Here is a 14,176-nt window from a genome sequence, read left to right as displayed (position 1 = left end):
CATGCAGAGCCTTTATTTTATTCTCGATACCCTGTTCAACCTCTACCTGATGGTGGTGATACTGCGCATCTGGTTGCAGTGGGCCCGTGCCGACTTCTACAACCCCCTGAGCCAGTTCGTGGTGCGCTGCACCCATCCCATCCTGGGCCCCTTGCGCCGCCTCATTCCCAGCCTGGGCGGACTGGATTTGGCCGCCGTGCTGCTGGCCTATGCCGTGGCCCTGGGCAAATACCTGCTGTTCCTGGCATTGGGCATGATCCACGGTCAATGGCTGGGTCTGTTGCTGGTGAGCCTGCTGCTGGTGCTCAAACAGGCCGGCTCCCTGCTGTTCTGGCTGCTGGTGGCCCGGGCCATTCTCAGCTGGGTCAGCCAGGGCCGCAGCCCGTTCGAGCTGGTACTGTATCAGCTCACCGAGCCCCTGCTGTCCCCCATCCGCAGGGTGATCCCTGCCATCGGCGGTCTGGATCTGTCGGTGCTGGTGCTGTTTATCGCCCTGCAGGCGCTGAACTACCTGTTCCTGGATCTGTTCCCCAGCCTCTGGAGCATGCTCTGATGAGCGCCGTGCGCTGGGAGGGAGAGCAGCTGCTGCTGGCGCTGCTCATCCAGCCCAAGGCCAGCCGGGATCAGTTCCAGGGGCTGCACGGCGACGAACTCAAGCTGGCCATCACGGCACCGCCGGTGGATGGCCAGGCCAACGCCCATCTCATCAAGTTTTTGGCCAAGCAGTTCAAGGTGGCCAAGGGCCAGGTCAGTCTGCTCAAGGGCGAGCTAGGCCGCCATAAGCTGCTGGCCATAGACACACCACGGCAGATCCCCGAGCCGATAGCCCAACTGCTCAACTAAACCTGTCACTTATGCCAGTTACCCTCTCCGCCGGTTTTCCTGATACACCCTACTGTGTGGATTAGGAAAAACCGGGAGAGTGACATGGTTGAGCCACTGATCTGGCTGATAGACGACAGCCGGCTCCACCGCAGCCTGTTTCGACAGCAACTGTCGGAGCAGGGCATCGGCACTCAGCGACTCATGTGCTTCGAACACCCCAAACACTTGCTGGAGCAGCCAGGTTGGGATGAGGTTGCGCTCATCATCTGGCGAGATGATCAGCCTGATGGCACTCTTGGCCGCCGCCTGTTTCAAGAACTGGCCCACAGCCAACGGTTGCCCCCCTTTACCCTGTTGCTGCAGCTGGAAGCCCATCCACACTCAAAAGTGCTGCCGGCAGAACGGCCTCCGTTAAGCCTGCCGTTCTCGCTGTCCCTTCCGTTATCGCAGGACTCCCTGGCTAGACGCCTGGAGAGCCTGGTTCACCTGCTAGAGCAACAAGCCCAACTCAGACAAAGCTACCGGGATGGCCAGTATGCCACCCTGTGTGGTCAGTGCGAGGATCTGATGCTCCAACTGGAGCAGGACGCTGACGTCCTGGAGCCCCTCAAGGGAGAAGTCATGCTGCGAGGGGGGATGCTGAGCGAAGCCGCGCAGTACTTCAGTCTGTGCATCATGGAGCAAGGCGAGGGGTGGGCCAAGGCCGGTCTGCTCATCAGCCTGCTGTGGCAAGGCAAGCTAGAGGCGGCCCGACGCTTTTGCGCCCAGCAGAAGCACCCACAGACGGAAGAAAACCGCCGCCTGCAGCTGTTGGTTGATCTGGTCAGACAGGAGTTGCTGGATGCCCAGCAAACACTGCAGGCGCTGCAGCAACAGGATACCGACAGTCTCGACTATCCCCTGATCGGCCAACAACTACGCCTGATACTGAGCCAGCCCCCCGACCTGGCGCTCACCACGCCCTATCGGCTGTTGAGCCCGCTCAATACCGATTTCCAGTTGAGACTGTGGCAACTGGCCAGCATCGGCCAGAACTGGCAAGGATTACCCTCGGCCGCCGCCCGCCGCAACCTGCTGAACCAGTGGCGGCAGCTGGCCAGCCGCCTCGGCCCCTCCCACTGCCCGCTGAGCCAGCAACTGGCTCTAGCGCAGCAAGCCTGCTACCAGTTGGATTATCGCTTGGCCCGCGAGCGGCTTGAACCGCTGAGGATGGATGAGGAACAGCCGGCCACCAGCCTGCTGTTTGGTGCCTCGGTAGCAGAGCTGGTCGGGCTCACCAGGCTGGCGGATCACTACCTTAATTCCCTGACACACCAACTCCTCCACCAGCGCAATGCCCACCAAGACATCTTGGAATACCAGCTCACAACCCTGCTGTTGCAGCAGGCCCGCCACTGCTTGTCCAATCGAAAAATTCTCCAGCAAACCCTACGTCAAAGCCGCCAGCATGCCATTGCAGGGCATGACTTCTTTCATGCCCTGCAGCTATCCACTCAGCTGGTGCGGGACTTTGGCGCCCAGCCCCAGGACAGCCTGATCGCACTGGAGCTCCTGACTCGAGTCTGGCCCAGCAAGCCAGTCAGCAACCAGTTCAACCGGCTGCTGGGCAACTTGCTGAAAATTTTAGACAACTGTCCCGACATGACCCTGCAGCAGCAACGGCGTTTCAATCTCATCAGAGCCCGCGCCATGCAACAACGACAGCACCAGATGGCGCTGCGCCAGCAACAGGCCTCCACCTAGTTGGGGCTTGAGAGGTCCATCGACGCCCGTAGGCCTTAGCTCAGGGGAAAGAAATTCGCCCTGTCATATCTAGCAGGCCTCCCTGGCTGGGCGGCCGCAACGCTTCTGGTGCACCATAAATAGAGAACCCACCTTTTGGAGCCCCTCATGGAGCAGCCGCTCGTTTGGCTGATTGCCGACAATCCCAGCCTGACCCACCAGGTGGAGCTGAGCCTAGGCAGATTGGGAATGGGGGTCCACCTGCAATGCTTCAGCCAAGCCAGCCTGCTGCTGAGCCAGCCTGAGTGGTCATCGCTGGCCATGCTGATCTGCCAGGGCAGTACCGGCGAGCAACTGCTGCAGGAGCTCAAGGCCAGTCGGATGCTGCCCCCCTTCACCCTGCTGGTGCTGCTGGATGCCCCCGCCGGCACCCAGGCCATGGTGGGCCAGATGGATCTCAATCTGACGGTACGCCTGGCGACCACCACCAGCACGGATGCGCTCGTTGACCGGCTTGGCAATCTCATCTGCTGGCTGCGGCAACAAGGCGCCTTACGCCGCGCCTATGCCGAAGGCAACCCCGCCGCCGCCTGCGGTCTGTGTGAGGATCTGATGTTCCTGCTGCCCAAGGAGACCCGGGAGCTGGAGCGGCTCAAGGGCTGCCTGTTGCTGCAGACGGATCGTCTCGCCGAGGCCGCCCAGTTCTATGGCCTCTGCTTGATGGAGCAGGCAGAGGTGTGGGCCAAGACCGGCCTCATCACCACACTCCTCTGGCAGGACAAGCCTGAAGCTGCCGCCCGTCTGCTGGCCCAACAGCAGCATCTGCCGCCACAAGCGCGGCTCGCCTTGCAGCTGTTGGTCAGTCTGTGCGGCCGTAACCTGCTGCAAGCCAGCCAGAACATGCTCGGGCTGCAACAGCTGGAGCCCCAGCAGGCTCGCTGGCAGACAGTCTCGCGCCAGCTGGCCCTGCTGCAAAACCAACCCATGCCAGCCGACGGCCCGCCCCCGTATCGCCAGTTGGTCGCCCTGAACCTGGAACATGAGTTCCGCCAATGGCAGCTGGCCAGCATGGCCCAGAACTGGCTGGGAATGCCCGCCACCCCAGTCCGTCGCCAGCTGCTCAATCACTGGCGGCAACTGGCCGCTGCCCTGGGACCGGCCCACTGCAGACACGCCCGCTTTCTGGCTCAGGCCCAGCAAGCCTGTTACCGGCAGGACTACCAACTGGCACGGGATCTGGTGGAACCCCTGGTGATTGATGAGGCCCTGCCCGCCACCACCTTGCTGTTCGGTGCCTCGGTGGCGGAACTCAGCGGCCTCACCGATCGGGGAGACTATTATCTCAACGCCCTGGAACGACAGCTGGAGCTGGCCCGGCAGCGACGGGAGGATGTGCTGCAGACCCGACTCCATGGGCTGTTACTGGAACAGTTCCGCGCTTGGCGGCTGATGCGCCAGCAGACCCTGCTCGACCTGCGGGAGGCCCGCCAGCAGGCCATAGAGCAACGGGACTTCCTGCATGCCTTACAGCTGGCCAACCAGTTGTTGCGGGGCTTCGGTGCCCAAACCAAAGACACCCTCATCGCCCTGGAGCTGCTGACCCTGGTGTGGCCCAGCCGGCCACACTACCACCCGTTCAAGCAGCTGCTGGCCCAACTGCTGCGTATCCTGGGGGCCGCCAGCGATCTCAGTCCCCAGCAGCGGCAACGCTACAGCATCAGCAAAGCCCGCGCCCTGCATCAGCTGAGCCAACAGATGACATTACGCCGACAAAAAGCCTCGGCCTGAGGCTGGATCTAGGCTGGCCCCTGCCTCGCCCTGCCGCTATCATGGCGGCCATCCAAATGAGGGAGAGGAAGCGATGTCACAACTGGTGCTGGCAACCGGCAATAAGAAGAAGGTCGAAGAGCTCAATGCCCTGCTGGGCGACCTGGGATATGCGGTGCTGCCACAGAGTCAATTTCAGGTGGAGAGCGTCCCCGAGACCGGCACCACCTTCGTGGAAAATGCCATCATCAAGGCCCGGCACGCGGCGCGGGTGACCGGCCTGCCTGCCATTGCCGATGATTCCGGTCTGGAAGTCGACGCCCTGTTGGGCCGCCCGGGCGTCTACTCCGCCCGCTACGCGGGCGACGAGGCCTCGGATCAGGATAATCTGGAAAAGCTGCTGGAAGATCTCGAAGGGGTACCCCTGGTGCTGCGCAGCGCCCGCTACTGGTGTGTACTGGTTTACATGCGCCATGCCGACGATCCCACCCCCCTCATCTGTCAGGCCAGCTGGGAAGGCATCATCGGCCTGGAAGCCATCGGCGAGAACGGCTTTGGCTATGACCCCATCTTCTTCGTTCCCGAGTCCGGCTGCACCGCCGCCGAGCTGGATCCGGCCGAAAAGAACCGGCTGAGCCACCGAGGCCAGGCCCTGCAACAGCTGCTGAACAAGCTGAACGAGCCGGATTGATGCTGAGCCTGCCGCCCCTGTCGCTGTACGTGCATATCCCCTGGTGCGTACAGAAGTGCCCCTACTGCGACTTCAACTCCCATGCCTTGCGCCAGGGGCTGCCGGAGACCGAATACGTCGCGGCCCTGTTGCGGGATCTGGAGGCTGACCTCCCGCTGGTACAAGGCAGAGCCCTTGCCAGCATCTTCATCGGCGGTGGTACTCCCAGTCTGTTCAGCCCGGCCAGCGTGGCTCAGCTGCTGGCGGGAATACGCCAGCGTATCCCCTTTGCACCAGACATAGAGATCACCCTGGAGGCCAATCCCGGCACAGTGGAGGCCGGCCGGTTCCCCGGCTATGTGGCCGCCGGCGTCAACCGGATCAGCATAGGGGTACAGAGCTTCGCGCCCGAACAGCTGCAGCGTCTGGGACGGATCCACGGTCCGGACGAGGCCATCGCCGCCGCCCACCAGGCCGCCCAGGCGGGGTTGCGCAGTTTCAACCTGGATCTGATGCATGGCCTGCCACAGCAGGACGTCGCCGCGGCGCTGGCCGATCTACGACAGGCCATCGCCCTGGCTCCGCCCCACCTGTCCTGGTACCAGCTCACCATAGAGCCCAACACCGCCTTCGGCTCCAAGCCGCCGGTGTTGCCGGAGGATGAGCTGCTGTGGGAGATCCAGGAACAGGGTCATGCGCTACTGCTGGCCGCCGGCTATCGCCAGTACGAGATCTCCGCCTACGCCAAACCCGGCTTCGAGTGCCGGCATAACCTCAACTACTGGCGCTTTGGCGACTACCTGGGGATTGGCTGCGGGGCCCACGGCAAGATCAGCCTGCCGGAGCAAGACGTCATCTGCCGTACCGTCAAGGTCAAGCATCCCAAGGGGTACCTGGAGCCCGGCCGTGCGGCACTGGATCAACGCTGGGAGGTGAGTCATGACGAGCGGCCGTTCGAGTACTTCATGAATCGCTTTCGCTTGTTTGAGCCGGTCCCCAAGGCCGAATTCGCCGCCCGTACCGCCCTGGCCGCCGACTCGGTGACAACACGGCTGGCCGATGGTTTAAGGCTGGCACTGCTCAACGAAACCCCCAGCCACTGGCAGGTGACCGAGCTGGGACATCGCTACCTTAACCGCTTGCTGGCGGGTCTGATGGACGACTAGTCCACCGCCAGGGCCGCCAGCAGGAACTCCTTGAACGCCTGCACCCGGCCTGGCGCCCGCAAGCCGCTTTGGGTAATGAGATACAACTCGGCGGCCGGTGCCTGCCAGGCCGTCAGCACAGGCTGTAATTGGCCCCGACTCACGGCCTGCGCCGCCACCAGGGACGGCATGAATCCCAGACCGCCTCCGCACAGCGCCAAGCGCAAGACGCTGGCATAATCCAGGGTCTGCAGTCGTGGCCAGAAGGTGAGTTGCTCTTCCATTGCCCCCTGACGCAGGCGCACTCGACACCCCTGACTGCCCTGCCCTGCCAGGATCAGGGCATGGCCGTGCAGATCCTCCGGGCACTGTGGGGCCGGCGCCTGAGCCAGATAGTCAGGAGCGGCGAACCAACCCATGGTCAAGGGAGTTAGGGCCCGCGCACTGTAACCCATGTCCGGCAAGCCGCCCTCGGTGGCCCGCAGCGCCACATCGATCTGATGACTGGCCAGATCCAGCCGCTGATCGCTCAGCAGCAACTCCACCCGGATCTGCGGATACTGGCGGGCAAAGTCCACTATGATGGGCGGCAGCCACTCCTGGCCCAAATCCAGCGGTGCCGTGATGCGCAGCACCCCGCGCGGTTCACTGCGGGTGGCGCGCGCCAGCTCAGCCCCCTCCTCCAGCAGCAGCAGCCCCTCCCGCGCCTTGCCGTAGAACAGCTGTCCCTCGCCGGTGACGGTCACCGAACGTGGGTGCCGGGCCAGCAGGGTGAGCCCCAGGCTGCTCTCCAGCCGTCGTAGCCGCCGACTGATGCTGCCCTTGGTTTCCCCCAGCACCCGCGCCGCCGCAGACAGTGTGCCCAGCTCCACCACCCGGCAGAAGGCCCGCACATCGGTCAGTGAACCGTTCATGGTTTCCAAATCATCAACTTTGTGTGCCATTTTTACGGTCTTCCCGGAATTTATGGAAACCATATCATCTCCTCATCGGCCCCTGGGGCCAAGCAGAATGAGGAGTCATGACCATGCGCATGCCAGTGATTTTTATCGGCCACGGTAGCCCGCTCACCCTGGAACACCCGGAGCGTTTCACTCAATGGCAAGCCTGGGGACAGGCGTTGCCGCGCCCCAAGGCGCTGCTGGTGATCTCCGCCCACTGGGAGACCCGGCCCCTGATGCTGGGGGCGACGCAAACCCAGCCGCTGGTGTATGACTTCTATGGCTTCCCCGAGTCCTATTATCGCCTGCAATACCCAGCCCCCGGCGCCCCCGCCTTGGCCTCTCGGGTCAAAGCCCTGCTGACGCAACAGGGTTGGGAGTTTGGCGAACGACCGGAACGGGGCTGGGATCACGGCGTCTGGATCCCCCTGCTGGGGCTCTACCCGGAGGCGGACATACCGCTGCTGCAGATCTCCCTGCCCAGTCATGATGCCGGTCAGCTGCTGGCTCTGGGTGAGCTACTGGCGCCGCTGCGTGACGAGGGCGTCCTCATCATCGGCAGTGGCCTCATCACCCACAACCTGCGGCAGTGGACACCGGAGGGGGTGGTAGCCCCCTGGGCCCAGGCATTTGATCAATGGATCGAGGAGCGCCTGGTGGCGCGGGACTGGGACGGGCTTACTCGCTGGGCTCAGGCGCCTGGCGCCCGGGAGTCGGTGCCGACCCCGGATCACCTCTTGCCCCTGTTTGTCACCCTGGGCGCGAGCCACCCGGACGATGCCCTGAGCTTCCCGGTGAATGGCTTTGAATTTGGCTCTTTTTCCCACCGCTCGGTGCAGCTTGGCACCAGCGAAACCGGCCGCTAGGCCAAGCAATACGACCGAGAAACCACCATGGAGATATCTATCATGAACAATAAAGTTGCGATCGCTACTCTGCTGCTGCGCGTCAGCCTGGGCATCCTGTTTCTGGCCCACGGCCTGATGAAGCTCTTTGTCTTCACCCCCGCCGGCACCGTCGGCTACTTTGCCTCCCTTGGCATACCGCCGATCTTCGCCTGGTTGACCATGGCGGCGGAGGCCGGCGGCGGTCTGCTGCTGATCCTGGGGGTGCAGGTGCGCTGGGTGGCCCTGCTGCAGTTGCCGGTGATCCTGGGGGCCCTGGTGGTACACAGCGGCAATGGCTGGGTGTTCTCCAGCCCCAATGGCGGCTGGGAGTTCCCGGCACTGTGGGCGGTGCTGCAACTGGTGCTGGCCCTGCTGGGTGATGGCCCCTATGCCCTCTGGCCCAGCCTGGGCAGCAAGAAAAACGCCTGATCCCTGGCCATAAAAAAAGCCGAGCAACTTGCTCGGCTTTTTTCATTCGTAGCAGCTTATGCGCTTACTTCACCACCCGCAGGCTGGGCCGGCCGCTGGGCCGCGGTGGTTCAGGCTCATCGTCCGGCGAATCGCTCGCCGTCGCCTGAATGGTATCCTCTTCCTTGAGCCACTCCTCGTAGGCCGGCTCAGGCGGAAAGAAGGTCCCCACGCCGTTCTCACGGGCATGAATGGCCAGCACCGCCGCCATGGGAATATAGACCTGAAAGGGCACGCCGCCGAAGCGGGCGTTGAAGCTCACCGCATCCATATCCATGGTGAATGCCATCACGGCACTGGGCGAGATGTTCAGCACTATCTGCCCATCCTGCACGTACTGCATGGGCACCTTCACATGGGGTACCCGTGCATTGACCAGCAGGTGTGGCGTCATCTCGTTATCCAGCAGCCAGTCGAAAAACGCCTTGAGCAGATAAGGCCGGCTGGGTGTCATCTCTTGTGACATGGCTTAGAACCCGTTGCGTACTTCACGCTCAACATCGGTGAGGGACGCCTGGAAGGAGTCACGCTCGAACAGGCGGGTCATGTAGCCCTTGAGCTCCTTGGCCCCCTTGCCGGTCAGCTCAATGCCCAGTTGCGGCAACCGCCACAGCAAGGGTGCCATATAGCAATCCACCTGACTGAACTCCTCACTCATGAAGTAGGGATATTCGGCAAAAATGGGGGCGATGGCCAGCAGGCTCTCGCGCAGCTCCTTGCGCGCGGCTTCGGCATCGGCGCCATCGGCCAGGATGCGATCCACCTGGCTGTACCAGTCCAGCTCGATGCGGTGCATCATCAGACGGCTATTACCACGGGCCACCGGATACACAGGCATCAGGGGAGGATGGGGGAAACGCTCGTCCAGGTACTCCATGATGATGCGGGAGGTGTAGAGCACCAGATCGCGATCCACCAAGGTCGGTACCGTGTTGTAGGGGTTCAGCTCCAACAACTCCTCGGGCAGGTTGTTCACATCCACCTGCACGATATCGACACTGACCCCTTTCTCGGCCAGCACGATGCGTACCTGATGACTGAACATGTCATTGGCCCCAGAAAACAGAGTCATAATTGAACGTTTGTTGGCAGCGAAAGCCATTGACCCCTCCGATTCACAATCAAAACAAGAACAATGAAGACACCTGGCCTCCATTGGAAATTATCTACGCGCCTATCCAGGTCGTGGAGGGCAGAGCCAGTTTCGAGCCGGCCCGGCACTTACGCCGACACGTTTCGGCAGCAAAGCAGGCCAAAAAGTCTACCAGATCTTGGGCCACTTGAGCAGGCCCTGTGTGACTTTCTTCTGCACAAAGCCCATCCCCCGCGGCATTCGTCTCAGGGGCGAAAAAAAACCCGGCATTGCTGCCGGGTTTTCTCGACCAGAGTCGCAAGCGAATTAACGCTTGGAGTACTGCGGACGCTTACGCGCCTTGTGCAGACCGACCTTCTTACGTTCCACTTGACGAGCGTCACGAGTAACGAAGCCAGCCTTGCGCAGGGTGCCGCGCAGGGTCTCGTCGTATTGCATCAGAGCACGGGTGATACCGTGACGGATAGCGCCAGCTTGACCGGAGATACCACCGCCAACGACGGTGATGTACAGGTCCAGCTTCTCGCTCAGGTCGACCAGCTCCAGCGGTTGACGGACTACCATACGGGCAGTCGGACGACCGAAGTAGTCTTCCAGAGAACGCTTGTTGATCACGATGTTACCGCTACCGGGCTTGACGAACACACGAGCAGTGGAGCTTTTGCGACGGCCAGTACCGTAGTATTGATTTTCTGCCATTTGCCTAATCCCGTTTAGATATCCAGTACTTGAGGTTGTTGAGCAGCGTGGTTGTGCTCTGCACCTGCGTAAACCTTCAGCTTACGGAACATGGCACGACCCAGCGGACCCTTCGGCAGCATGCCCTTGACGGCAGCTTCGATAACCATCTCAGGCTTACGGACGATCAGCTTCTCGAAGCTGATAGACTTGATGCCACCGGGGAAACCGGAGTGAGCGTGGTACATCTTGGCAGCAGCCTTGTTACCGGTTACGGCTACCTTCTCGGCGTTGATCACGATGATGTAATCACCTGTATCAACGTGCGGAGTGTATTCCGGCTTGTGCTTACCGCGCAGACGGCTAGCAATTTCAGTAGCGAGGCGACCCAGAGTCTTGCCATCGGCGTCAACAACATACCAGTCACGCTTGACGGTTTCTGGCTTGGCAACGAAAGTTTTCATTTAGCTAAACCCATATTACCTATGAAGTAATAATCATGCATGGGGACATCCCACACACAATGAACGAAGTCCTCCCGTATCCCTTCGAATACAAGCAGGTCTCAAATGCTAGTACCGCCAGATTGGCGGCCTGTAACGTGGGCCGGGCGATTATAGGTAAAGTCGCCCAAGAAATCACCTCGAAATTTCATTGCCCATGAAATTTCTAGCCGCCCGGCCCATGCCTGTTACGCCGGATGCCCCCGGCACAGACAAGCGGCGTATTTTGACGAACAAATGCCCATGCTGGCAAGGCATTCCTGCAGGCAGCGTGCCCAACCGGGTCGACTCAACCGCCGAATGCCGTGATCCAGCCCGCTCCCTGAGGGGCTCACCGGCAAAAGCAGTACCGCCACCGGGAGCGACAAGCTATAGTGAGCCGGCTTACGTTTCACGCCAGTCAGTCATAAGGTGTTGTTATGAATGAATTCACTCTGATCCTCTCCGTTCTGGTTGCCCTGGTGGTGGGCTTCATCATTGGTCGCTTCACCTCCCGGGCAGGCGATGCCGCCAAGTTGCAGTCCGCCTACAACAAGTCCCGCAAGGAGCTGGAGCAGGTCAAACGCGACCTGGGCGACCACTTCACCGGCTCCGCGGCCCTGCTGGAACAATTGGATGAGCAATATCAACGCCTGTACCAATACATGGCCGAGCAGAACCAGAAACTGTGCGGGGAAAATGGCAGCTTCAAACATGAGCAGATTGACACCACTGGTGCTGTTGATGAATATGGAACCGATGTCCAGCCGCTTGATTATTCAGGCGAACCCTCTGGATTGCTGAGGGACCAGCAGAAAACCGGTTAGGAACCATTTGATTTGTCCGCTGTCATAATAGTGTGATTGAACAATCACTTATCATGTATTAGGAGCAGAGAGTAATGCGTTCAACCCGTCCTGTTGTATGTGCCCTTGCCCTGAGCCTGGGTCTGGTACTGAGTCCCATCACCGTCCAGGCCGCCCTGCCGTTAGCCGTTGATGGTCAAGCCCTGCCCAGCCTGGCCCCTATCGTCGCCCAGGCCTCGCCTGGCGTAGTCAACATTTCCGTCTCCGGCAAAAAGGTCACCCGCCAAGCCATTCCTGAACCCTTCCGTTTCTTCTTCGGCCCCAACATGCCCAACGAGCAGGTCCAGGAACGCCCGTTCCAGGCCCTGGGGTCCGGGGTGATTGTCGATGCCGACAAGGGCTATGTGATCACCAACCATCACGTCATCGATGAGGCCGATGACATCATGGTCACCCTCAAGGATGGTCGGGAATTCAAGGCCAAACTGGTGGGGGACGACAGCCAGTCCGACATCGCCCTGCTGCAAATCGATGGCAAGGATCTGACCGCCATTCCCTTGGCCAACTCAGACGCCCTGCAGGTGGGTGACTTTGCCATCGCCATCGGCAATCCCTTCGGCCTGGGCCAGACCGTCACCTCCGGCATCATCAGCGCCCTGGGGCGCAGCGGTCTGAATATCGAAAACCTGGAGAACTTCATCCAGACCGATGCTGCCATCAACTCCGGCAACTCCGGTGGCGCCTTGCTGAACCTCAAGGGTGAACTCATCGGCATCAATACCGCCATTCTGGGACCCAACGGTGGCAATATCGGCATCGGCTTTGCCATCCCCGCCAACATGGTGAAGAACCTGATGGAGCAGCTGGTCAAATACGGTGAAGTCCGCCGGGCCATCCTGGGGATCTCAGGGGGCGAGCTGACCAGTGATCTGGCCAAGACCTTCGGCTACGACAAGCAGAAGGGCGCCTTCGTCAATCAGGTAATGCCGGGTTCTGCCGCCGAAGAGGCCGGCATTGAGGCGGGTGACATCATTGTCTCCCTGGACGGCAATCCTGTGGGTTCCTTTGGTGAACTGCGAGCCAAGATCGCCACCATGGGCGCCGGCAAGCAGGTCAAACTGGGCCTGATCCGCGACGGCAAAGAGAGGACGGTCACAGTGACGCTCAAACAGGCGGATCTCACCGAGGCCAAGGCCAGCGTGCTGCACTCGGCGCTGGATGGCGCCACCCTCACCGACAGTGAACCGGGCAGCAAACCGGCTGGGGTGCTGGTGAAGGAGGTAGCGGAGAACTCACCTGCCGCGGCCGCCGGCCTGCGCAAGGGGGATCTTATCCTGGGGGTCAACCGGGTGCGTACCGAGAACCTGGACGATCTGCGCAAGGCCCTCAAGGGCAAGCACAAGCTGCTGGCCATCAACATCAAGCGCGATAATTCCAGTCTCTATCTGGTGCTGCGCTAACCGCCATGGCCGCTCTCGAGCGGCCATGCTTTTTACCTGGAGTCGATAAGCCAACCCATGAAGTTGACCTCCCTGCTCTCCTATTTCGTTAAGGCCATACTGCTGGGCGCAGCCGTTGCCGGTCTGCTGTTGCTGGCCTTTCCCAAACTCAGATACCAATCGGGGGATTACGGCAGCGAGATCCTCAATTCGCCGCCCATCAGCTATGCCGCCGCCGTCCGTCTGGCGGGACCTGCGGTGGTGAATATTTACACCCGCAGCTTTCAGCGCTCCTTGCGGGATGGCAATGACACCGAATTGCGCCCCAAGAGCCTGGGCTCCGGCGTCATCATGACCGCCAAAGGGCAGATACTCACCAATTACCATGTGATCGCCGACGCCGACCAGATCATAGTGGCGCTGCAGGATGGCCGTATCCTCACCGCCGATCTGGTGGGGGTGGATGTGCCCACCGATCTGGCGGTGCTTAGCATCAGCGCCGACAACCTACCCGTCATCCCCCAGGATCAGAAGCGCACCCCTGAGGTGGGGGACGTGGTGCTGGCCATAGGTAATCCCTACAACGTGGGCCAAACCATCACCCAGGGCATCATCAGTGCCACCGGTCGCAACGGCCTCAGCTCCATGGGGCCGGACAGCAATGGGCGTCAGGATCTGCTGCAAACCGATGCGGCCATCAACTCGGGCAACTCGGGCGGCGCCCTGGTCAACACCCGCGGTGAACTGGTGGGGATCAACACAGCCGCCTATCACCTCAGCAGCAATCAGGAGAGTTACGGCATCAGCTTCGCCATTCCCTACCGGCTGGCTCGCCGTATCATGACCGAGCTCATCGCCAACGGCCGTGTCTCACGCGGCTATGTGGGCGTCTCCACCGTGGAGGTGGATCCGGTCACCGCCCGGCTGCTTAACCTGGGTGACCTCAGCGGCCTGGTGGTGGAAAACCTGGACCCCAACGGCCCGGGCGCCAAGGCCGGCCTGGCGCGCGGCGATGTGCTGCTGATGATCGACGATCAACCCCTGCAGGGGGTGCGCTCCGTGATGGATCGCATCGCCGAGAGCAAACCCGGTCAGGTGGTGCGCTTCACCGTGCTGCGGGAGGGTAAACGGCAGGAAATCCCGGTCACCATTGAAGAGGATTTGCGCTTCCAGCATCTGCGACAGAAAGGCAGCGAGGGCGAGAGTCCCGCCTCTGCCGCTGAAAAAAGCTAACCCCATAGAGCCGTGCGCTT

At 61.4% G+C, this 14,176-nt stretch carries 16 protein-coding genes; 11 read left to right on the top strand and 5 right to left on the bottom strand.

From position 1 onward, the window contains the following. Position 1: 1 nt before the first annotated feature. The 6 genes from ABD847_RS08755 (at position 2) to hemW (ending at position 6,150) form a co-directional block, all read left to right on the top strand. Positions 2 to 553: a YggT family protein gene (locus ABD847_RS08755; RefSeq protein ID WP_345012077.1), complete on the top strand. Its 552-nt coding sequence runs from the start codon at positions 2 to 4 to the stop codon at positions 551 to 553. After that, entirely contained in the window at positions 553 to 843 is a 291-nt protein-coding gene (yggU, locus tag ABD847_RS08750) for a DUF167 family protein YggU (RefSeq protein WP_345012075.1), read from the top strand. The genes ABD847_RS08755 and yggU overlap by 1 nt, the downstream gene beginning before the upstream one ends. Positions 844 to 927: 84 nt before the next feature. Next, positions 928 to 2,568 carry a hypothetical protein gene (locus ABD847_RS08745; protein ID WP_345012073.1) on the top strand — a complete coding sequence of 547 codons (1,641 nt, stop codon included), beginning with the start codon at positions 928 to 930 and terminating at the stop codon, positions 2,566 to 2,568. Positions 2,569 to 2,715: 147 nt separating this feature from the next. Beyond that, positions 2,716 to 4,335 carry a hypothetical protein gene (locus ABD847_RS08740; protein ID WP_345012071.1) on the top strand — a complete coding sequence of 540 codons (1,620 nt, stop codon included), beginning with the start codon at positions 2,716 to 2,718 and terminating at the stop codon, positions 4,333 to 4,335. Positions 4,336 to 4,408: 73 nt separating this feature from the next. Next, entirely contained in the window at positions 4,409 to 5,005 is a 597-nt protein-coding gene (rdgB, locus tag ABD847_RS08735) for an RdgB/HAM1 family non-canonical purine NTP pyrophosphatase (protein WP_345012069.1), read from the top strand. After that, entirely contained in the window at positions 5,005 to 6,150 is a 1,146-nt protein-coding gene (gene hemW, locus ABD847_RS08730) for a radical SAM family heme chaperone HemW (RefSeq protein ID WP_345012067.1), read from the top strand. The genes rdgB and hemW overlap by 1 nt, the downstream gene beginning before the upstream one ends. Here hemW and ABD847_RS08725 read toward each other — a convergent pair. Further along, positions 6,147 to 7,043: a LysR family transcriptional regulator gene (locus tag ABD847_RS08725; RefSeq protein WP_345012064.1), complete on the bottom strand. Its 897-nt coding sequence runs from the start codon at positions 7,041 to 7,043 to the stop codon at positions 6,147 to 6,149. The two genes, hemW and ABD847_RS08725, sit on opposite strands and share 4 nt — an antisense overlap. A 113-nt stretch (positions 7,044 to 7,156) precedes the next feature. Between ABD847_RS08725 and ABD847_RS08720 the strand changes: the two genes are divergently transcribed. Beyond that, the gene (locus ABD847_RS08720; RefSeq protein ID WP_345012062.1) at positions 7,157 to 7,936 is read left to right on the top strand and encodes a dioxygenase family protein; all 780 of its coding nucleotides are present in this window, start codon (positions 7,157 to 7,159) and stop codon (positions 7,934 to 7,936) included. A 42-nt stretch (positions 7,937 to 7,978) separates the two neighbouring features. Next, positions 7,979 to 8,386 carry a DoxX family protein gene (locus ABD847_RS08715; RefSeq protein WP_345012059.1) on the top strand — a complete coding sequence of 136 codons (408 nt, stop codon included), beginning with the start codon at positions 7,979 to 7,981 and terminating at the stop codon, positions 8,384 to 8,386. A gap of 64 nt (positions 8,387 to 8,450) precedes the next feature. Here ABD847_RS08715 and ABD847_RS08710 read toward each other — a convergent pair whose 3' ends face one another. The 4 genes from ABD847_RS08710 to rplM form a co-directional block, all read right to left on the bottom strand. After that, the gene (locus ABD847_RS08710; RefSeq protein ID WP_425568453.1) at positions 8,451 to 8,879 is read right to left on the bottom strand and encodes a ClpXP protease specificity-enhancing factor; all 429 of its coding nucleotides are present in this window, start codon (positions 8,877 to 8,879) and stop codon (positions 8,451 to 8,453) included. 15 nt (positions 8,880 to 8,894) lie between these two features. After that, positions 8,895 to 9,527 carry a stringent starvation protein SspA gene (gene sspA / locus ABD847_RS08705; protein WP_345012055.1) on the bottom strand — a complete coding sequence of 211 codons (633 nt, stop codon included), beginning with the start codon at positions 9,525 to 9,527 and terminating at the stop codon, positions 8,895 to 8,897. A 297-nt stretch (positions 9,528 to 9,824) separates the two neighbouring features. Further along, positions 9,825 to 10,217, bottom strand: a complete 393-nt coding sequence (gene rpsI, locus ABD847_RS08700; protein WP_345012053.1) for a 30S ribosomal protein S9 — start codon at positions 10,215 to 10,217, stop codon at positions 9,825 to 9,827. A gap of 14 nt (positions 10,218 to 10,231) precedes the next feature. Further along, positions 10,232 to 10,660 carry a 50S ribosomal protein L13 gene (rplM, locus tag ABD847_RS08695; RefSeq protein WP_345012050.1) on the bottom strand — a complete coding sequence of 143 codons (429 nt, stop codon included), beginning with the start codon at positions 10,658 to 10,660 and terminating at the stop codon, positions 10,232 to 10,234. A gap of 458 nt (positions 10,661 to 11,118) precedes the next feature. Between rplM and ABD847_RS08690 the strand changes: the two genes are divergently transcribed. The 3 genes from ABD847_RS08690 (at position 11,119) to degS (ending at position 14,156) form a co-directional block, all read left to right on the top strand. Then, a complete protein-coding gene (locus ABD847_RS08690) occupies positions 11,119 to 11,505 on the top strand; it encodes a Z-ring associated ZapG family protein (RefSeq protein WP_345012048.1) in 387 nt (128 codons plus the stop codon). 74 nt (positions 11,506 to 11,579) lie between these two features. Continuing rightward, positions 11,580 to 12,944 (top strand): DegQ family serine endoprotease, encoded by a 1,365-nt coding sequence (locus ABD847_RS08685; RefSeq protein WP_345012046.1) that lies wholly within the window; start codon positions 11,580 to 11,582, stop codon positions 12,942 to 12,944. Positions 12,945 to 13,001: 57 nt separating this feature from the next. Then, entirely contained in the window at positions 13,002 to 14,156 is a 1,155-nt protein-coding gene (gene degS / locus ABD847_RS08680) for an outer membrane-stress sensor serine endopeptidase DegS (protein ID WP_345012044.1), read from the top strand. Positions 14,157 to 14,176: the final 20 nt, after the last annotated feature.

This window comes from Pseudaeromonas paramecii (assembly GCF_039540575.1).
GTDB classification, from domain to species: domain Bacteria; phylum Pseudomonadota; class Gammaproteobacteria; order Enterobacterales; family Aeromonadaceae; genus Pseudaeromonas; species Pseudaeromonas paramecii.
Note: the sequence above shows the minus strand (reverse complement) of the source record. Positions and strands in the feature narration are given on the sequence as shown.